Here is a 17627-nt window from a genome sequence, read left to right as displayed (position 1 = left end):
ACGGTCTTGCCGTCGCGGGCGATGTCCAGGTATGGCGGGCGGATCGCCTCGGAGCTGAGCACCTCGTCGAGGTCGGCCACCGACAGGATCTCCCGCGGGTCGGCGGCGATGGCCGCCCGCCGCAGCATCGGGCCGGTGTTGTGGAACCGCCCGAAGAACTCCTCCTCATCGCCGATCAGCTCGGCCACGGCCGGCACGTACACGGTGTCCACCTTCCCCGGTGGTGGCCACCGGGATCCGGCGGCCACCACGATCAGGCCGTCATCACTGGAGCAGGCGAATGCGCACGAACACGAAGTCCTCGAGCTCGGCCGGTTCCTCAACCAGCTCGATGCCAACCTCGTCGACTTCGTCCGGTTTGAGATCTTCCATGGCGCCTCCCGAACGGGACGGTTCGATCCACTACGGCGGCGAGTGTCGCGCGTCACCAAGCCACGATCAACAGCCCCATCAGGAAAACCGCCGACTGGCGGTACGCCTGCTCGCGCGGACTGGCGCGAACAGAGCAATTCCCTACGTGTTGTTTCTGGCGCTCACCGAGATGGTCTTGGAGACGTTTCTGTTTCCGGCCGGCCAGACCGTGTAGGTGTGCGTCGTGGTGCCGGGCGTGGTGTCGCACGGGAAGGCCAGGGAGAGTTGGCCGCTCGCCTCGTAGGTGCCGTAGGCGGCGTAGACCTTGGGGTTGTCGACGGAGAGGGCGGCCTTGGTCGCCCCGGTCACCTTCCACGAGATGATCACATCGGTGCCGGGGGAGGAGAACGGGGCCTCGGGGGTGCCATGCACCGGGCAGGTCGGTTGCCGCACCACGGAGACGCTCACCGGCTCGGCCGCCGCGCTGGTCGTCTGTCCGCCGGAAGCCCTGGTCGTGGTGGTACGCGTGGTCGTGGCCGCGCCGGGCTTGCCACTGGATCCGGTCGCGTTGCCGGCGCTGCTGAGGGCTGGCGTGGTCGATTCCGCGGTCGCCGTGGCGACCTGGATCCGGGCGCTGGATTCCGCGTCGCCGCCGCAACCGGCGATCAGTGCCCCCATACCGGCCAGTGTGACTACAAGTAAATGGCCAATCCGCATTCTGTTACCGTCCGTCGTCTCGTGTCTCCTATGACTCTCGGACGGTCGGCCAAAACGTGACGGGTGCGCAACGGCTTCTCGAGTGGACTGTCTACTAGAGACGGTTCTGCAGCGCGTCCGCGGCGGCGAGGAGGTCTGCCGCCCAGCGTGCGCCCGGGCGGCGGCCCATCCGGTCGATCGGGCCGGACACCGACACCGCGGCGATGACGGAGCCGGAGGCGTCGCGCACCGGCGCGGAGACACTGGCCACGCCGGGCTCGCGCTCGGCGACGCTCTGCGCCCAGCCGCGTCGGCGAACTTCCAGCAGGGCCCGCTCTCCGAAGACCGCGTCGGCCAGAACCGTGCGCTGGATGGAGGGATCGGCCCACGCGGCGAGCACCTTGGCGCCGGAGCCGGCGGTCATCGGCAGGCGGGCGCCCACCGGCACGGTGTCGCGCAGACCGCTGGGGGGCTCGGCGGCGGAGACGCAGATGCGGTGCAGGCCGTCCCGGCGGTAGAGCTGGACGCTCTCCCCGGTGCGGTCGCGAAGCCTTGGCAGCACGGCGCTTGCGGCGTCGAGCAGCGGGTCGGTGGCCCCGCCGGCGAGCTCGGCCAGCGCCGCGCCCGGGCGCCAGCGGCCGTCGGAACCCCTGCGCAGCAGGCGATGCACCTCCAGGCCGACCGCGAGGCGGTGTGCCGTCGCCCTGGGCAGGCCGGTCTTCGCGCAGAGCTCGGCGAGGCCGCACGGCTCCTTGGCGACCACCTGGAGCACGGCCATGGCCTTGTCGAGAACCCCGATGCCACTATGCTGTCCCACAGCTCGATACTATGGTCCCGGTATATGGGAAGTCCAGTCTGTGGGAAGACGCGGTGACAGTGATGGGAAAGACGCTCGCCGAGAAGGTGTGGGACGCGCATGTGGTGCGGCGGGGCAGCGGCGCCGAACCGGACCTGCTCTACATCGATCTGCACCTGGTGCACGAGGTCACCAGCCCGCAGGCGTTCGACGGGCTGCGGCTGGCCGGTCGCCCGGTGCGGCGTCCGGATCTCACCATCGCCACGGAGGATCACAACGTGCCGACGCTCGACATCGAGCTGCCGATCGCGGATCCCGTGTCCCGGACCCAGGTTGACACGCTTCGGAAGAACTGCGCCGAGTTCGGCGTGCGGTTGCACCCGATGGGCGACGCCGAGCAGGGCATCGTGCACGTGGTCGGGCCGCAGCTCGGGCTGACCCAGCCGGGCCTGACCGTGGTGTGCGGGGACAGCCACACCTCCACGCACGGCGCGTTCGGCGCGCTGGCGTTCGGCATCGGCACCTCCGAGGTCGAGCACGTGCTGGCCACGCAGACCTTGCCGCTGCGCCCGTTCCGCACGTTGGCGATCAATGTGGACGGTCAGCTCCGCCCGGGCGTCACGGCGAAGGACGTCATCCTGGCGGTGATCGCCAAGATCGGCACCGGCGGCGGGCAGGGCTACGTGCTGGAGTACCGAGGCGCCGCGATCCGGGCGCTGTCGATGGAAGCCCGGATGACGATCTGCAACATGTCCATCGAAGCCGGCGCCCGCGCGGGCATGATCGCGCCGGACGACACCACGTTCGCCTACCTTGCCGGCCGCCCGCACGCGCCGGCCGGGGCCGACTGGGACGCGGCCGTGGCGCGGTGGCGCGAGCTGGCCACCGACCCGGACGCCGAGTTCGACGCGGAGGTGCACCTCGACGCGAGCGAGCTGACCCCGTACGTCACCTGGGGCACCAACCCGGGCCAGGGGCTGCCACTGTCCGGCGAGGTACCGGATCCCGAGCGGATCGGCGACGAGAACGCCCGGATCGCCGCGGAGAAGGCACTGTCGTACATGGACCTCACCCCGGGCACCCGGCTGCGGGACATCGCCGTGGACACCGTGTTCCTCGGCTCCTGCACCAACGGCCGGATCGAGGACCTGCGGGCCGCGGCGGACGTGTTGCGCGGGCACAAGGTGGCCGACGGCGTGCGGATGCTGGTGGTGCCGGGCTCCATGCGGGTGCGCGCCGCCGCCGAGGCCGAGGGGCTGGACAAGGTGTTCCTCGCCGCCGGCGCCGAGTGGCGGGCCGCGGGCTGCTCGATGTGCCTCGGTATGAACCCCGATCAGCTCAAGCCGGGCGAGCGCGCGGCGTCCACATCGAACCGTAACTTCGAGGGCCGGCAGGGCAAGGGCGGGCGCACGCACCTGGTCTCCCCGCTCGTCGCCGCCGCCACCGCCGTGCGCGGCACGCTGTCCTCACCCGACGACCTGTAGGAGCCAAGACCCATGGAAGCGTTCACCACGCACACCGGAATCGGCGTTCCGCTGCGGCGGTCCAACGTGGACACCGACCAGATCATCCCCGCGGTGTACCTGAAGCGGGTCAGCCGCACCGGGTTCGAGGACGGGCTGTTCGCCGCCTGGCGGGCCGACGAGGGGTTCGTGCTCAACCTGGAGCCGTTCAGGACAGGTAGCGTCCTGGTGGCAGGGCCGGACTTCGGCATCGGGTCCTCCCGCGAGCACGCCGTGTGGGCCCTGTCCGACCACGGGTTCCGGGTCGTGATCTCCTCCCGGTTCGCCGACATCTTCCGTGGCAACGCGGGCAAGCAGGGGCTGCTGGCGGCCGAGTGTGACCAATCCGACGTCGAGCTCCTCTGGAAGCTGCTGGAAACCCACCCGGGCACCGAGGTCACGGTCGACCTGCGGGAGAAGACCGTGCGCGCCAATGACTTCACCGCACCGTTCGCCGTGGACGACTACACACGATGGCGCCTGCTAGAAGGCCTGGACGACATCGCGCTGACGCTGCGGCACGCGGAGTCCATCGCGGAGTTCGAGCGCGACCGGCCGCAGTGGATGCCGGTCACCACCCCCGCCCGGCCGGCATGAACGGCCTCGCGGATACCCCGCGAGACAAGGGATTCGGAGACCCAAACTGGGGAATTTGGGCGAGTCGCGTGGAAATTGTGCGCGGATAGGCATACAGTCGCACGAAGTCGGCCAGATGGGCCGAGACGGCAGTGCGTTCTCATGGAGGACTGAAAGGTGAACAAGGCCCAACTCATCGAGGCGTTGTCGGAACGCCTGGGCGACAAGAAGGCAGCGAGCACCGCGGTCGACGGTCTCGTCGACGTGATCGTTCGTACGGTCAACAAGGGCGAGAAGGTCAACATCACCGGCTTCGGCGTGTTCGAGAAGCGCGCCCGGGCGGCCCGCACCGCGCGCAACCCGCGCACCGGCGAGACGGTGAAGGTGAAGAAGACCACCGTGCCAGCCTTCCGCGCCGGCACCACGTTCAAGGATGTTGTGAGCGGCGCGAAGAAGCTGCCCAAGGTGGCGTCGGCCCGCCCGGCCGCCAGCCGCGCGGCGGCTGCCAGCACCGCGCGCAGCACCACCACCACGACCCGGACCGCGGCCAGCCGTACGGCCGCGACCCGCAGCGCGGCGGCCACCACCACGCGCACCCGGGCCACCGCCGCCAAGCCCACCGCGGCCCGCGCCACCACCGCGCGCACCACCGCGGCCAAGGTAGCTCCGAAGGCCGCCGCCCCCAAGGCCGCCCCCAAGGCCGCGGCCAAGACCACCGCGAAGAAGGCGACTCCGGCCAAGAAGGCCACCCCCGCCAAGCGGACTATAAAGAAGTAACGCGTACGCAACGAGAGCCCGGACCCACAGCCCACGTGGGTTCCGGGCTCCCTTGCATGTTGGCGTCTCACGTCGCCATGTTGGCGTGTCACGTCGCCATGTTGGCGTGTCACGTCGGTGTGTTTGCGTCCCACGTCGATGTGTTGGCGCCTCGCAACGGAGTTAGCCAAGTCGCGCGCGTGGAGGGCAAGTTCGCCGACGCCACGAGCCAACACAACGACGCCACAGGCCAACACAACGACGTGGACGGCCAACACGCCGGTGTGTCGGGACGGGGCTCAGGGGTTGGGGATGTAGTCGGCGGCGGCGAGGTGGGGGCCGGGGGTGAAGGTGAGGAGCCAGGCGCTTCCCTTGCGGCTCTCGGGTTTGCCGGCGCCGAGGCGGGTGAGGAGGTCGGGGATCACGCCGCCTTGGCTGCACACCACGGGAGTTCCGCCGGCCGCGGCGAGGTCGAGGAGGCGGGCCAGGGCTTCGGGTTCGTGGTTGGGGTAGCCGTGCTCGGAGAGCAGGGGCTCCTCGATGACCGGCACGCCGAGTTCGTCGGCCAGGGGTTGCACGGTCTGGACACAACGGAGGAGTGGCGCGGAATGGACGCGGCCGGTGCCGAACAGCGGGAGCAGGCGGTGTAGTGCCTTCACCTGTTGCCAGCCGGTGTCGGAGAGCGGGCGGAGATCGTCCGGGCCCTGCCAGCGTGACCGGCTGCCCGCGGTGGCGTGCCGGACGAGCAGGAGCGTGGCGAGATCCCGTGGCAACGCCAGGAACGTGCCGAGGATGTCCACGTCGAACCCGTGCGTCAGTTGGGCGGCCGCGGCCTCGGGCGGAAGCCAGCGCAGCGAATCGACCTCCCGGTTGGGCCGGAACTCGCCGGCGCCGGCCCGGGCGGCCACGTAGTCGACGATCTTGGTGGCCGGCACCGGCTGGGTGACGGGATAGCTGACCCGGCCGAGATAACGCCCGAGGACCGGCGTGAAACCGGTCTCCTCGGCGGTTTCCCGAAAGGCGCCAGCCCAGAGCGTCTCACCGTTCTTCAGCTTTCCCTTGGGCAGCGTCCAGTCGTCATACCGTGGCCGGTGGATCAGCGCGAGCTCCACGCCCGACTTGCCCGCCGGTCGCCACAACACCGTCCCGGCGGCGAATACCTCCGTCACCGCGAGGTCAGCCCACCGCTCGGTGGGCTGCCAGTAACTGCGCCTGATGATCGCGAACCGAGGAACCGTCCTCAGGGGACGCATGCCACTCCCCGTCCGGGCCGAGCACCCAGCACCGGGTCGCCGGATCGAGCGCCGAGTCGAGCATCGCGTCGAGTTGCGCGGTGAGCCTCGGGTCGGCGACCCGCACCTGCACCTCGACCCGCCGGTCGAGGTTGCGGTGCATCATGTCCGAACTGCCGATCCAGTGCTCGTCCGAGCCGACGAAATGGAACACCCGGGAGTGCTCCAGGAACCGGCCCAGGATCGAGCGCACGTGGATGTTCTCGGACAATCCCGGAATTCCGGGCTTCAGCGCGCAGATCCCGCGCACCACGATGTCGGTGCGCACCCCGGCCTGGGACGCGCGGTACAGCGCGTCGATCACCTGCTCGTCCACCAGCGAGTTGAGCTTCCACCGGATCCCGGCCGGCCGCCCGGCTTTCAGGTGCTCCACCTCGCGCCCGATCAGCTCGCAGATCCCGCGCCGGATCCCGTACGGCGCCACCAGGAGGCTGCGGTACTCCTGCTGCCGCGCGTACCCGGTCAGCACGTTGAACAGGTCGGTGAGGTCCGCGCCGATCGTCGGCTCGGCGGTGAGCAGCCCGACGTCCTCGTACAGCCGCGCGGTCTTCGGGTTGTAGTTGCCGGTCCCGATGTGGCAGTACCGCCGGATCGTGGCGCCCTCCTGCCGCACCACCAAGGCGGTCTTGCAGTGCGTCTTCAACCCGACGAGCCCGTACACCACGTGCACGCCGGCCTTCTCCAGCGTCCGCGCCCACTTGATGTTCGCCTGCTCGTCGAACCGCGCCTTGATCTCCACCAGCGCGACGACCTGCTTGCCGGCCTCGGCGGCGTCGATCAGCGCGTCGACGATCGGGGAGTCACCGGAGGTCCGGTACAGCGTCTGCTTGATCGCCAGCACCTTGGGGTCGCTGGCCGCCTGCTCGATGAACCGCTGCACGCTCGTGGAGAACGAGTCGTACGGATGGTGCACCAGCACGTCGCCGTCGTCCCGCAGGGTGGCGAACACGCTCCTCGGGGACTCCCGGTCGGCGAACGCCGGATGGGTCGCCGGCACGAACGGCGGATCCTTGAGCTGCTTGCGGTCGATGGCGTGCAGCTGCCACAGGCAGGACAGGTCGAGCAGGCCCGGCACCACGACCACGTCGTCCTGGTGCACGTCGAGCTCGCGCAGCAGCCGCTCCTCCAGCATGTGCTTGCTCATGTCGTTGGCGATCTCGAGCCGCACCGGCGGGCCGAACCGGCGCTGCGCGAGCTCCCGCTCCAGCGCCTGCAACAGGCCCTCGTCCCGGTCCTCGTCGACCTCGAGATCCGCGTTGCGGGTCACCCGGAACGAGTGCACCTCCATCACCTGCATGCCGGTGAACAGATCCGACAGGTGCGCGGCGATGAGCTCCTCCAGCGGCAGGAACGTTTCCGACTCGTGCTGGCTGTCCTCCCGCACCGGCACCAGTCGCGGCACGTTGTCCGGCACCTTCACCCGGGCGAACTGCTCGACCCCGCTTTCCGGGTCCCGCACGGTCACCGCGAGGTTCAGCGAGAGCCCGGAAATGTAAGGGAACGGGTGTGCGGAATCGACGGCGAGCGGGGTCAGCACAGGAAAAACCTGCTCGCTGAAATATGTGGTGAGCCGCAACCGCTCGTGCTCGGCGAGGTCGGCCCAGCTGACGATCCGGATGCCGTGCTCGGCGAGCTGCGGGCGGATCCGCGACTCGAACGCGTGCGCGTGCCGCTCGACGAGCTCCTTGTTGCGCTTGGCGATGTAGGCCAGCTGCTCGCGCGGGGTGAGCCCGTCGGCGCTGCGCACGGTCAGCCCGGTCTCCTTGCGGCGTTTCAGCCCGGCGACGCGCACCATGTAGAACTCGTCGAGGTTCGACGCGAAGATCGCCAGGAACCTGGCCCGTTCCAGCAGCGGCTGGGATTCGTCCTCGGCGAGCGCGAGCACCCGCGCGTTGAAGTCCAACCACGACAGTTCGCGGTTGACGTACCGGTCGTCCGGCAGGTCGTTGTCCGGCACCGCGAGGGTGACCGCGGGCGGCGCGGACGGCACGCCGCGCGGCTCCACCTCGCCGCTCGACAGCTTCTCTGCGCTCTCGGTACTCACAGCCCTCCATTGTCCAGCAACCGGGGGTGGATCGCGTAGTGGTCGGCCCCGCTGTTCACCCACCGGTCATCCCACTGACCATTGTGGACGTTCGTGGTCCGGACCCGAGACTCAGGGCGACCGAGAGGTCCTCCTCCGTGTCCACGTCGCAGCGCAGCGCCGGAACCGCCGCGGCGATCGGCATCGCGCCGCTCGACCCGTGCGCCGCCGCCGAGCCCGGGCCGAACCGCGGATCGAGCGGGCCACCCGGGGCGGAGAGCAGCAGCGTGGTCCCGGTCCCGGCGCGGTCGGCGCAGAACGCCCGCCGCCCGCCGGCTTCGCGCAGCGCCGCCGCCAGGTCGGCCGGACGCAGCGCCGGCAGGTCCGCCTGCAGCGCGCCGACCACGCCGTGCCGGTCGCCCTGACGCAGCAGGCCCTCGCCGTAGGCCAGCGCGGGGTTCAGGCCCGACAGCCCGCGCTCGTCCACGCATTCCACCCCGGTGCCGCGCAGCGCGTCCGGCACCCGCTTGTCCTCGCACACCACCAGCACCCGGCGCACCCCGGGCGTGCCGACCGCCGCGGTCACGGTGTCCAGCAGCAGCGCGAGCACCAGCTCCTCGTGCGCCTCGTGCACGCCACGCAGCCGCGACTTCGCCCGGTCCAGCCGCTTGACTGGGATGATGAGGTCCACCACCCGGTCCATCATCCACGAACCGCGCACCTGGCATCCTGGGTGGAACCGAGCAGACGGGAGGCGCAGTTGGCGCGACGTGAGAAGTCCGGGTTCTGGGTCAGCCTGGTGGCTGTGTTCTTCTACCCGCTCACCTGGCTCGCCAAGCGGAACTACCGCGGCGGCGAGCGGATCCCCAGGCAGGGTGGGGTGCTGCTGGTGATGAACCACGTCTCGCACTTCGACCCGGCGATCGACGCGGTGTTCGTACACCGGAACAAGCGGGTGCCGCGGGTGCTGGCGAAGGACGCCGTGTTCCGGATCCCGGTCTTCGGCCGGATGGCGAAGGGCGCCGGGGCGATCCCGGTCTACCGCGGCTCGGCGGACGCCCGGGCGAGTGTCAGCGCAGCGCTCGACGCGCTCGCGGCGGGCAAGCTGGTGCTGATCTATCCGGAGGGGACGATCACCAAGGATCCGACGGGCTGGCCGATGCGCCCGCGGACCGGGGTGGCCCGGCTGGCGCTGGAGAGCGACGTGCCGGTGATCCCGGCCGCCCGCTGGGGCACCCAGGAGATCCTCAACGGCTACACCAAGAAGTTCCGCCCGTTCCCGCGCAAGCCGGTGTACCTCTCGGTCGGCGAGCCGATCGACCTGTCCGCCCACCGCGGGCAGGAGATCACCCCGCAGCTGCTGCGCGACGTGACGCACCTGATCATGGATCGGGTGCGCGACCTGCTGGCCGAGATCCGCGACGAGCCGGCGCCGAAGGAGTTTTTCCGGCCGGGTGCCAAGAACCCCGACGGCGAGCGCGCGAGCTGATGCCGCCGCGGTTCGCCGTGTTCGGGTCGGGCTCGTGGGGCACGGCCTTCGCCAAGGTGCTCGCCGACGCCGGCAGCGAGGTGACGCTGTGGGCGCGGCGCAGTGAGGTGGCCGACGCCATCGGGGAGCGCCGGGAGAACCCGGACTACCTGCCGGGCGTGCGGCTGCCCGAGCGCCTGGTGTCCACCTCCGATCCGCGGCGGGCGCTGGACGGGGCGAACGCCGTGGTGCTGGCCGTGCCGAGCCAGAGCCTGCGGCACAACCTCACCGCCTGGCGCAGCCTGATCAAGCCGGAGGCCACGCTGATCAGCCTGGCCAAGGGCGTCGAGCTGGGCACCCTGAAGCGGATGAGCCAGGTGATCATGGAGGTCACCGGCGCCGCCGAGGACCAGGTCGTCGCCGTGTCCGGACCGAACCTGGCCCAGGAGATCGCGCACGAGCAGCCGACCGCCACGGTGATCGCCTGCACCGACCACGACCGCGCGGTGGCCCTGCAGCGGGCCTGCACCACCGGCTACTTCCGCCCGTACACGATCACCGACGTGGTCGGCTGCGAGCTCGGCGGCGCCTGCAAGAACGTGATCGCGCTGTCCTGCGGCATGGCCACCGGCCTCGGCTTCGGCAGCAACACGCTGGGCACGCTGATCACCCGCGGGCTGGCCGAGACCGCGCGGCTCGGGGCCGCCCTCGGCGCCGATCCGCTCACCTTCGCCGGGCTCGCCGGCCTCGGCGACCTGGTGGCCACCTGCCTGTCCCCGCTGTCCCGCAACCGCGCCTTCGGCGAGCGCCTCGGCCGCGGCCAGACCCCCGCCCAGGCGCAGGCCGCGCAGCACGGTCAGGTGGCCGAGGGCGTGAAGTCCTGCTCGGCCATCCGCGAGCTGGCCCTGCGGCACGGCGTGGAGATGCCGATCACCGAGGTGGTGCACCGGGTCTGCCACGACGGCTTCGACCCGCGCGAGATGGCCGCGGACCTGATCGGCCGCAAGACCAAGCCGGAGCGCTAGGCCTCCCGCCGTGTTGGCCCCCGACGTCGCCGTGTTGGCCCCCGACGTCGCCATGTTGGCCCCTGGCGATGCCATGTTTGCCGTTGGGTGTGGCTCCTCTGGAGGGAGTTGCTGATCGTGGGGCGGTTGGCGGCCCGCGGTCCGAGCCTTTGGGTAGCTGGTGGTGTTGCTGTGGCGGGAGGTTCTCCGGTGAGGATGTCTGATGCCCTGAAGGTGACCTTCGGGACGTTGAGTGTCCTGAAGGCCCCCTTCATGGCACTGACCACCACCCCACTGGCCCCACCAGCCCCACCAGACCCGCCACCCCCAACCAAGATCCACAACTCCCACCAAGGGAGCCACACCCTTTGCCGTTCGTGACCCATCACCCGGATTGCGCCCCCGGCCGGTCCTCCGCACGGCCGGTCGTGACGGGCCAACACCACGACGTCAGCCGCCAACACACCGACGCAGGAGGCCAACACACCGACGTGAAACGCCAACACGCCGGTTACACGCCCACCTGGATGATCGCTTCCATGCTTGGCTGGTCGGCCCCGCCGGCCTTCTCCTCGGTGATGCCGATCCGGTCCGCGTCGCCGAGGCCGGTCGCTTTCAGCTCGTTGCCCTGCATCAGCCCGGCGGACCGCGGCGCTTCGGCGCCCTTGAGGAACCACGCCTGGTAGACCTTGCCGGCCCCGGGCTGCGGCATGTCCTTGGTGATCACCACTGCCTGGCCCAGGTTGCGGGAGGCCAGCACGGTCGCCGAACCGCTCCCGGTGCTGGCCGTGCCAGTGCCGAACTTGGCGTCGGGAGCCTGCAGGAGCGCGGCGTAGGGCCGAGTGTCGTCGAGCTCGCCCTGCTGCCGGACCACGATCACGCCGAGCGCGGCGGCGACGACCAGCAGCACGGCCGCGGCGGCGCTGGTCAGCCGCAGCGCCCAGGGAGAGCGGCGCTGGGCCGTCTCAACGCGCGGCAGCTGGTCCGGGGGGAGCTGGCGCACCTCGCTGACCCGGGCCAGCACCCGGCTCTTCAGCCACGGCGGCGGGTCGGCGGCCGCGGACTGGCCCAGCCGGGCGGCGGTATCCCGCAGCTCGCGCACCTCCTGGGTGCAGGCGTCGCACTCGGCGAGGTGCCGCTCGAACGACACCCGCTCCAGCTCGGGCACCGCGTCGAGCGCGTAGGCGCCGGTCAGCGCGTGCACGTCGGGGCTCATCGGGCCACCCCCAAACAGTCGCGGAGCCGGATCAGTCCGTCCCGGAGTCTCGTCTTGATGGTCCCCAGCGGGGTCTCGAGCAGCTCGCCCACCTCACGGTACGTCCGCCCGCCGTAGTAGGCCAGCATGATCGACTCTCGCTGCAGGTCGGTGAGTGTCCCCAGGCAGCGGCGCACCTGCTCGTGCTCGAGCCGCATGGTGACCTGTTCGGCCACCTCGTCGAACGGCCGGGCGGCCTCGCTGTTGACCACCCGGGTCTCCCGGTCGGCGGAGGACTGCGCGGACCGCACCCGGTCCACCGCGCGCCGGTGCGCCATCGTCATCACCCAGGTCATGGCGCTGCCGCGGTCGGGGGAGTACCGCGCCGCCGTCCGCCATAACTCGACCATCACCTCCTGGGCGACCTCCTCCGACTGCGCCGGATCCCGCACGACGCGCCGGATCAGCCCGAACACCGGGCCGATCACCACGTCGTAGAGCTTCTCGAAGGCCGCCTCGTCGCCACGGGCGACGAGCTGGAGCAGGGCGTTGGCATCGGGCCCCCCGCTGCCGGCGGCAGGCATCCGCCGTAGGCGTTCTCGCATGACGTTCTGCTCCCGCACTGGTCCACCCCATATATGGTCGAGTCGGGTCTACCGGATGATTCGGAGTGGCGACACCCCCGGATGGGCCCACTTCATCGTTTCAGCTTGACCCGGCCGGCCCCGGGATGCTTCCCTACCCGGGTGTTGTTGCGCGCGATGAGCGAGCGGCGGGGTCACATCGACCTCGGCCGGGTCGCCAGCGCGCTGTGTCCTTCTCGATAAGCCCCAAACGTCCTTGAGCGGCCCGCGAGGTCGCCTTGACCGCTTCTCGAGAAGGTCCCTCCCATGTTCGCCGTTCCGCCCAACACGGTCGCGCTGTCCGCCGCGCCCGCCGCCCACCCCGCCCTGGTCGCCCGCCGGCTGGCCGCCGACCCACATCGTTGGGGCCACCTGCTCGAGTTCCACACCGAAGAGCGGTTCGTCACGCTTCTCGAGCACGCCGGCGGTCAGGAGATCTGGCTGATGAGCTGGCTGCCCGGCCAAGGTACCGACCTGCACAACCACGGCGGCGCCACCGGCGCGTTCACCGTCGTCACCGGCACCCTCACCGAGCACGTTGCCCGCGGCACCGGCACCGAACGCCCCACGCACACGGTGCACCGGGTCACCGCCGGCCAGTCCCGGGTGTTCGGCCCCGGCTACGTCCACCAGGTGCACAACGACAGCCCGGAACCCGCGGTCACCATCCACGTCTACCGCCCCGGCCGCCTGCCGATGATCAACTACCGGATCGACCAGGACGACCTCCGCCGGGCCCTCTAGAATCCGCCGCCGTGGAGCCGAAAATCGCCATGATCACGGTGGCCGAACGACCGACGGCGGTGATCGCCGCAAGGACGACCTGGCCGCAGTTCCCGGATGTGTGGCGCCGGCTGCTGGGCGAGGTCCACGGCAACGTGCGCTGGGGTGGCGCCGGCCGCAAGGGCCGCAACGTCATGCTGTACCGGGACGACGTGCCGAACGTCGAGGTCGGCGTCGAGGCCGATCAGCCGGTGCAGGTCGAGGGGCGGGTGGTTCGCTCCGTCCTGCCGGCCGGCGCGGTGGCGATGACCGTGCACCGCGGTCCCTACGAGAACCTCGGGCAGACCTACGACGCGCTGCTGCGGTGGTGCGCCGAGCACGGGTTCGAGCGGGCCGGCCCGCATTGGGAGATCTACGGGCACCACCACGACGACCCGGCCCGGCTCGAGACCGAGATCTACTACCTGCTGCGCTGAGCCACGTGCCGGGGGACCGCCCGCGGGGTGCCGATCAGCGGGCACGGCTCGGGCGCGCCCCACTCCTGGCGCAGCGGCAGCACGCCGGCCCAGACCGCGTCGGCCTCGACGTCTGATTCCTCGTCCCCGGGTGGCCCGGAGCGGATCTTGACCGCCGATTCGTCGAGGTCGAGGGCGAGGACCGCGGTCTTCGCGACCTCCTTGGCGCTGGGTTCCCTTGCGTAGTCCCAGGATCCGGGCGCGAGATGCTCGGTGAGCACCCGCAGCCCGCGGAGCTTCGCCGCCGGATCGGTGATCTCCATGGCGCGCCCGTGGATCACCGCCGAGCGGTAGTTGACCGAGTTGTGGAACACCGAACGGCCGTAGACCACGCCGTCCAGCAACGTGACGTTGACGCACACCTCGACGCCCGCCGCGGCGATCCGCAGGCTCCGCGCCCCGGTGGAGCCGTGCACGTAGAGCGTGTCGCCGTCCCGCCCGTACCCGGTCGGGATCACCACCGGCGCGTCGTTCGCGACGAACGCGAGGTGGCAGATCAACCCGGCGTCGAGCACGCGGTACAGCGCCTCCCGGTCGGCGACCGCGCGGTTCTTCCCCCGATGGACCGTGCTGCGCGGCGTGGGCGAGAGCGTCGTCATGTGTTTAGACTCGAGGCAGGAGTGGCATGCTTGAAGTGCCACAACATCGCAATTCTGAAAGGCCACTTGGTCCGATGGTGCAGACCCCGGCACTCCCCGTCTCACTCGACCGCGACTCGGCCACGCCGCTGGCCGTGCAGCTCGCCGAGGAGCTGCGGGCCGCGGCCGGCGACGGCCGGCTCCGCGTCGGCGACCGCCTGCCGTCCACCCGGGCCCTGGCCACCCAGCTCAACGTGAGTCGCACCGTCACCGCGGCCGCCTACGAGCAGCTGCACGCCGAGGGCTGGATCGCCGGCCGCCACGGCTCCGGGACCTACGTCACCACCGCGCCGCCCGGCTCCATCCGCCCGCGCCCCACCCGCTCCCGGTCCGGCGCCGCGGCCGGCGCCGAGGTCGACCTCACCCCCGGCTCCCCCTGGGCCGGCGGCATCGACCGCGCCGCCTGGCGCCGGGCCTGGCGCGCCGCCGCCGACGTGCCCCCGCTGCCCCGCCCCGAGCGCGCCGGCCTCCCCGCCTACCGGGCCGCCGTCGCCGAACACCTGCTGCGCCACCGCGGCTTGCGCGTCCGCGGCGAACTGGAGGAGCTCCGTGAGCGGGACGCCGGCGAGGCGGTCGTGGCCACCGCCGGCACCTCCGCCGCCGTCGCCGAGCTCGCCGCCGCCGTGCTGCACCCCGGCGATGCGGTGGCCGTCGAGGAACCCGGCTACCAGCGCGCCGTCGGCGCCCTCCGCGCCGCCGGTATCCGCATCGTCCCCGCCCCCGTCGACGCCGACGGCCTCCTCATCGACTCCATCCCGGCGTCCGTCCGCGCCGTCTACTGCTCACCCGCCCACCAGTACCCCCTCGGCGGCCGCATGTCCGCCGGCCGCCGTGTGGCCCTCGTCGAACGCGCCCGCCGCGAGGGCTGGCTCATCATCGAAGACGACTACGACGGCGAACTCCGCTACGACGTGGCCCCCCTGCCCCTGCTGGCCGCGCTCGCCCCCGACGTCGTCGTCCACCTCGGCACCACCAGCAAGATCCTCACCCCCACCCTCGGCGTCGGCTGGATGGTCGCCCCACCCCCGATCGTGTCGGCCGTCCTCTCCCACCGCGACACCGCCGGCACCGGCCCCGCCCCCGCCGGCCAACTGGTCCTGGTCGAGCTGGCCCGCCACGGCGACCTCGGCCGCCACCTCCGGCGCCTGCGCCGCGAACTCTCCGAACGCCGCACCCTCCTCGTCGACACCCTGTTGGCGGGCGGCGTCCCCGTCCTGGGCGACGACGCCGGCGCCCACGTCGTGGTGTTGCTCGACTCCGCCGAAGCCGAACGCGACCTCCGCCGCACCGCCGGCCGCCGCGGCCTCCTCCTCGACGGCCTCGCCCGCCACCACTCCGCCCGCCCCCGCTGGCACGGCATAGCCCTCGGCTACGCCGCCTGCTCCCGCCCCCAACTCAAAGCCGCACTCCCCATCCTCGTCGACCTCCTCCGCCGCTGACCGGCGTGTCCCGCCTCCACGTAGCCGTGTCCCGCGTTTGTGTAGCCGTGTCCCGCGTCTGTGTAGGTGAGTCACGCGCTCAGGTCGCGGCAAGCCATTCGTCGAACGTCGGGCCGGCGATGATGGCGTCCGGGCCGGGGAGAAGTGCGCCCGCTTTCACCAGGTCGCGGTTCGAGTCGGCGGGGTCTTCGATGCCCTCGACGCGTACCGGGTCGCCGCGCCGGGCGGCGAGACGGGTGGCCATGTCGACCAGCTCTTCCTCGCGGGGACCGGCGATCTCCGAGATCGGTGCCGCCGGGTCGGGTCCCGAGGCCAGGTCGGCGAGCGCCCGGGCGACCTCCTCGGCGGCCACCGGTTGAACGCGCATCCACGGCACGTAGGCCACCTCGCCCTGCCTGCCCCACTCGAGGTTCTGCGCGGCGAACTCGTGGAACTGCGCTGCGCGAAGCACGTGCACCGGGACCGGGCCGGACAGCGCGGCCTGCTCGTGGTCGGCCTTGGCCGCCAGATATCCGGCGGTGAACCGGTCGACGCCGAGGATGGACAGCACCACCATCCGGCGCACGCCGGCCCGGTCGCCTGCCTCGTGCAGGTTCCGCGCCGCGGTGGTGAAGAACCGGGTGGCCGCGGCCTGGTCGATCGTTCCGGCGTTCAGCACGTCGACGATGCACTCCGCGCCGGTCAGCGCCGTGGCCAGGCCCTGGCCGCTGACCACGTCCACGCCGCGTGAGCGCGACATCGCGACCGTCTCGTGGCCCCCGGCCTCGAGCACCTGGACGAGCTGATGGCCGACCATCCCTGTCGCACCCGCCACCGCGATCCTCATCAGCCTGCCTCCCTCGGCTTGATCCCTACGTCATCACCAGGACGAACCACGGCGAGGGTACGTGACAGGCGCCGGAGCCTTGTCCGGCTGCGCGGATGGGTGCCGGGTAGGGTCGGGGGCCATGGCGGATTCCCGGCTTCGGGTTGCGGTGGTGTTCGGCGGGCGGAGCTCGGAGCACGCGGTGTCGTGTGTGAGCGCGGCGAGTGTGCTGGCGAACCTGGATCCGGAGCGGTTCGAGGTGCTGCCGGTGGGGATCACGCCGGAGGGTGCCTGGGTGCTGGGGCCGGCGGAGCCGAAGACGTTGGAGATCCAGGACCGGCGGTTGCCGAGCGTGTCGTCGGGGACGGCGTTGACGTTGCCGGCGGACCCGGCTTCGGGCCGGCTCGTGGTGCTCGACAAGGGGCGCGAGGGCGAGGTGCTGTCCGGCGTCGACGTGGTGTTCCCGGTGCTGCACGGAGCGTACGGCGAGGACGGCACGATCCAGGGGTTGCTGGAGATGGCCGGTATTCCGTACGTCGGGGCGGGGGTGCTGGCTAGCTCGGTGGCCATGGACAAGGAGTTCACGAAGAAGCTGCTGGCGGCGGAGGGGTTGCCGATCGGGCGGTACGAGGTGCTGCACCGCGGCGAGGAGACGCTGAGCGCCGCCCAGCGCGACAGGCTGGGGTTGCCCGTCTTTGTCAAGCCGGCGCGGGCCGGGTCGTCGACCGGGATCAGCAAGGTGACCGCGTGGGCGGATCTGGAGGCGGCGGTCGGGCTGGCCCGGACGATCGACCCGAAGGTGCTGGTGGAGGCCGCGGTGGTGGGCCGGGAGGTGGAGTGCGGGGTGCTGGAGTTCCCCGACGGGCACCTGGAGGCCTCGCTGCCGCTGGAGATCCGGTTGGTCGCCGAGGGGCTTGAGTGGTACGACTTCGACGCCAAGTACCTGGATGACGTGTGCGAGCTGGACGCTCCGGCCAAGCTCGACGACGCGGTGACCGAGCGGCTGCGGGCGATGGCGCTGGACGCGTTCCGGGCGCTGGACTGCCAGGGGTTGGCGCGGGTGGACTTCTTCGTGGGGGCCGATGGCACGCTCACGATCAACGAGTTGAACACGATGCCCGGGTTCACCCCGACCTCGGCCTACCCGAAGATGTGGGAGGTCACCGGCGTCGACTACCCGACGCTGCTGGCCACGCTGATCGACACCGCGATCGCCCGGGGCACC

Annotated in this window: 19 protein-coding genes; 9 read left to right on the top strand and 10 right to left on the bottom strand. The window is 71.4% G+C overall.

Features of this window, described 5'->3' with window-relative positions; genetic code table 11:
- The 3 genes from VGR06_RS15410 to VGR06_RS15400 form a co-directional block, all read right to left on the bottom strand.
- Positions 1-203, bottom strand: a 203-nt coding sequence (locus VGR06_RS15410; RefSeq protein WP_327559756.1) for a hypothetical protein, incomplete at its 3' end; no start/stop codon positions are given.
- 310 nt (positions 204-513) lie between these two features.
- Positions 514-1029, bottom strand: coding sequence for a hypothetical protein (locus VGR06_RS15405; protein ID WP_327559755.1), 516 nt, complete (start codon positions 1027-1029; stop codon positions 514-516).
- Between the two features lie 133 nt (positions 1030-1162).
- Positions 1163-1864 carry an IclR family transcriptional regulator gene (locus VGR06_RS15400; protein WP_327559754.1) on the bottom strand — a complete coding sequence of 234 codons (702 nt, stop codon included), beginning with the start codon at positions 1862-1864 and terminating at the stop codon, positions 1163-1165.
- Positions 1865-1926: 62 nt separating this feature from the next.
- Between VGR06_RS15400 and leuC the strand changes: the two genes are divergently transcribed.
- The 3 genes from leuC (at position 1927) to VGR06_RS15385 (ending at position 4698) form a co-directional block, all read left to right on the top strand.
- Positions 1927-3327 carry a 3-isopropylmalate dehydratase large subunit gene (gene leuC / locus VGR06_RS15395; RefSeq protein WP_327559753.1) on the top strand — a complete coding sequence of 467 codons (1401 nt, stop codon included), beginning with the start codon at positions 1927-1929 and terminating at the stop codon, positions 3325-3327.
- Between the two features lie 12 nt (positions 3328-3339).
- Complete coding sequence (gene leuD, locus VGR06_RS15390; RefSeq protein ID WP_327559752.1) at positions 3340-3942, top strand: 3-isopropylmalate dehydratase small subunit; 603 nt, start codon at positions 3340-3342, stop codon at positions 3940-3942.
- A 156-nt stretch (positions 3943-4098) separates the two neighbouring features.
- A complete protein-coding gene (locus VGR06_RS15385; RefSeq protein WP_327559751.1) occupies positions 4099-4698 on the top strand; it encodes an HU family DNA-binding protein in 600 nt (199 codons plus the stop codon).
- A gap of 278 nt (positions 4699-4976) precedes the next feature.
- Here the strand turns inward: VGR06_RS15385 and VGR06_RS15380 are convergent, their stop codons facing one another.
- From VGR06_RS15380 to cofC, 3 genes are read right to left on the bottom strand one after another with little or no spacing between them, the layout of a single operon-like run.
- A complete protein-coding gene (locus VGR06_RS15380; protein WP_327559750.1) occupies positions 4977-5846 on the bottom strand; it encodes a bifunctional NUDIX hydrolase/histidine phosphatase family protein in 870 nt (289 codons plus the stop codon).
- 7 nt (positions 5847-5853) lie between these two features.
- Positions 5854-8013, bottom strand: a complete 2160-nt coding sequence (locus VGR06_RS15375; protein ID WP_327559749.1) for an RNA degradosome polyphosphate kinase — start codon at positions 8011-8013, stop codon at positions 5854-5856.
- A gap of 55 nt (positions 8014-8068) precedes the next feature.
- Positions 8069-8695 carry a 2-phospho-L-lactate guanylyltransferase gene (cofC, locus tag VGR06_RS15370; RefSeq protein WP_327559757.1) on the bottom strand — a complete coding sequence of 209 codons (627 nt, stop codon included), beginning with the start codon at positions 8693-8695 and terminating at the stop codon, positions 8069-8071.
- A gap of 57 nt (positions 8696-8752) precedes the next feature.
- Between cofC and VGR06_RS15365 the strand changes: the two genes are divergently transcribed.
- Positions 8753-9481 (top strand): lysophospholipid acyltransferase family protein, encoded by a 729-nt coding sequence (locus VGR06_RS15365; protein WP_327559748.1) that lies wholly within the window; start codon positions 8753-8755, stop codon positions 9479-9481.
- Positions 9481-10485: an NAD(P)H-dependent glycerol-3-phosphate dehydrogenase gene (locus VGR06_RS15360; protein ID WP_327559747.1), complete on the top strand. Its 1005-nt coding sequence runs from the start codon at positions 9481-9483 to the stop codon at positions 10483-10485. Before VGR06_RS15365 ends, VGR06_RS15360 begins: the two co-directional genes overlap by 1 nt.
- A 490-nt stretch (positions 10486-10975) precedes the next feature.
- On the opposite strand, the gene VGR06_RS15355 is transcribed toward VGR06_RS15360, so the two are convergent.
- Positions 10976-11680: an anti-sigma factor gene (locus VGR06_RS15355; protein ID WP_327559746.1), complete on the bottom strand. Its 705-nt coding sequence runs from the start codon at positions 11678-11680 to the stop codon at positions 10976-10978.
- Positions 11677-12264, bottom strand: a complete 588-nt coding sequence (locus VGR06_RS15350; protein WP_327559745.1) for a sigma-70 family RNA polymerase sigma factor — start codon at positions 12262-12264, stop codon at positions 11677-11679. Before VGR06_RS15350 ends, VGR06_RS15355 begins: the two co-directional genes overlap by 4 nt.
- A gap of 285 nt (positions 12265-12549) precedes the next feature.
- On the opposite strand from VGR06_RS15350, the gene VGR06_RS15345 reads away from it, so the two are divergent.
- Both VGR06_RS15345 and VGR06_RS15340 read left to right on the top strand, forming a co-directional pair.
- A complete protein-coding gene (locus VGR06_RS15345) occupies positions 12550-13026 on the top strand; it encodes a cysteine dioxygenase family protein (protein WP_327559744.1) in 477 nt (158 codons plus the stop codon).
- A gap of 11 nt (positions 13027-13037) precedes the next feature.
- Positions 13038-13481 carry a GyrI-like domain-containing protein gene (locus VGR06_RS15340; RefSeq protein ID WP_327559743.1) on the top strand — a complete coding sequence of 148 codons (444 nt, stop codon included), beginning with the start codon at positions 13038-13040 and terminating at the stop codon, positions 13479-13481.
- On the opposite strand, the gene VGR06_RS15335 is transcribed toward VGR06_RS15340, so the two are convergent.
- Complete coding sequence (locus VGR06_RS15335) at positions 13466-14119, bottom strand: pyridoxamine 5'-phosphate oxidase family protein (protein WP_327559742.1); 654 nt, start codon at positions 14117-14119, stop codon at positions 13466-13468. The genes VGR06_RS15340 and VGR06_RS15335 overlap by 16 nt on opposite strands.
- Positions 14120-14193: 74 nt before the next feature.
- Between VGR06_RS15335 and VGR06_RS15330 the strand changes: the two genes are divergently transcribed.
- Positions 14194-15597: a PLP-dependent aminotransferase family protein gene (locus VGR06_RS15330; protein ID WP_327559741.1), complete on the top strand. Its 1404-nt coding sequence runs from the start codon at positions 14194-14196 to the stop codon at positions 15595-15597.
- Positions 15598-15676: 79 nt separating this feature from the next.
- On the opposite strand, the gene VGR06_RS15325 is transcribed toward VGR06_RS15330, so the two are convergent.
- Positions 15677-16423, bottom strand: a complete 747-nt coding sequence (locus VGR06_RS15325; protein ID WP_327559740.1) for an SDR family oxidoreductase — start codon at positions 16421-16423, stop codon at positions 15677-15679.
- 121 nt (positions 16424-16544) lie between these two features.
- Between VGR06_RS15325 and VGR06_RS15320 the strand changes: the two genes are divergently transcribed.
- Positions 16545-17627 (top strand): D-alanine--D-alanine ligase family protein (locus VGR06_RS15320; RefSeq protein ID WP_327559739.1); only part of this gene is annotated, 1083 nt, incomplete at its 3' end.

The organism is Actinophytocola sp. (assembly GCF_036002505.1).
GTDB lineage: Bacteria > Actinomycetota > Actinomycetes > Mycobacteriales > Pseudonocardiaceae > DASYTH01.
Note: the sequence above shows the minus strand (reverse complement) of the source record. Positions and strands in the feature narration are given on the sequence as shown.

Bases quoted from the DNA above. Each gene is read 5' to 3' on its own strand.
- VGR06_RS15330 (WP_327559741.1), top strand. From the start codon at position 14,194: ATGGTGCAGACCCCGGCACTCCCCGTCTCACTCGACCGCGACTCGGCC.
- VGR06_RS15350 (WP_327559745.1), bottom strand. From the start codon at position 12,264: ATGCGAGAACGCCTACGGCGGATGCCTGCCGCCGGCAGCGGGGGGCCC.
- VGR06_RS15345 (WP_327559744.1), top strand. From the start codon at position 12,550: ATGTTCGCCGTTCCGCCCAACACGGTCGCGCTGTCCGCCGCGCCCGCC.
- VGR06_RS15405 (WP_327559755.1), bottom strand. From the start codon at position 1,029: ATGGGGGCACTGATCGCCGGTTGCGGCGGCGACGCGGAATCCAGCGCC.
- leuC (WP_327559753.1), top strand. From the start codon at position 1,927: ATGGGAAAGACGCTCGCCGAGAAGGTGTGGGACGCGCATGTGGTGCGG.
- VGR06_RS15335 (WP_327559742.1), bottom strand. From the start codon at position 14,119: ATGACGACGCTCTCGCCCACGCCGCGCAGCACGGTCCATCGGGGGAAG.
- cofC (WP_327559757.1), bottom strand. From the start codon at position 8,695: ATGGACCGGGTGGTGGACCTCATCATCCCAGTCAAGCGGCTGGACCGG.
- VGR06_RS15355 (WP_327559746.1), bottom strand. From the start codon at position 11,680: ATGAGCCCCGACGTGCACGCGCTGACCGGCGCCTACGCGCTCGACGCG.
- VGR06_RS15360 (WP_327559747.1), top strand. From the start codon at position 9,481: ATGCCGCCGCGGTTCGCCGTGTTCGGGTCGGGCTCGTGGGGCACGGCC.
- leuD (WP_327559752.1), top strand. From the start codon at position 3,340: ATGGAAGCGTTCACCACGCACACCGGAATCGGCGTTCCGCTGCGGCGG.
- VGR06_RS15325 (WP_327559740.1), bottom strand. From the start codon at position 16,423: ATGAGGATCGCGGTGGCGGGTGCGACAGGGATGGTCGGCCATCAGCTC.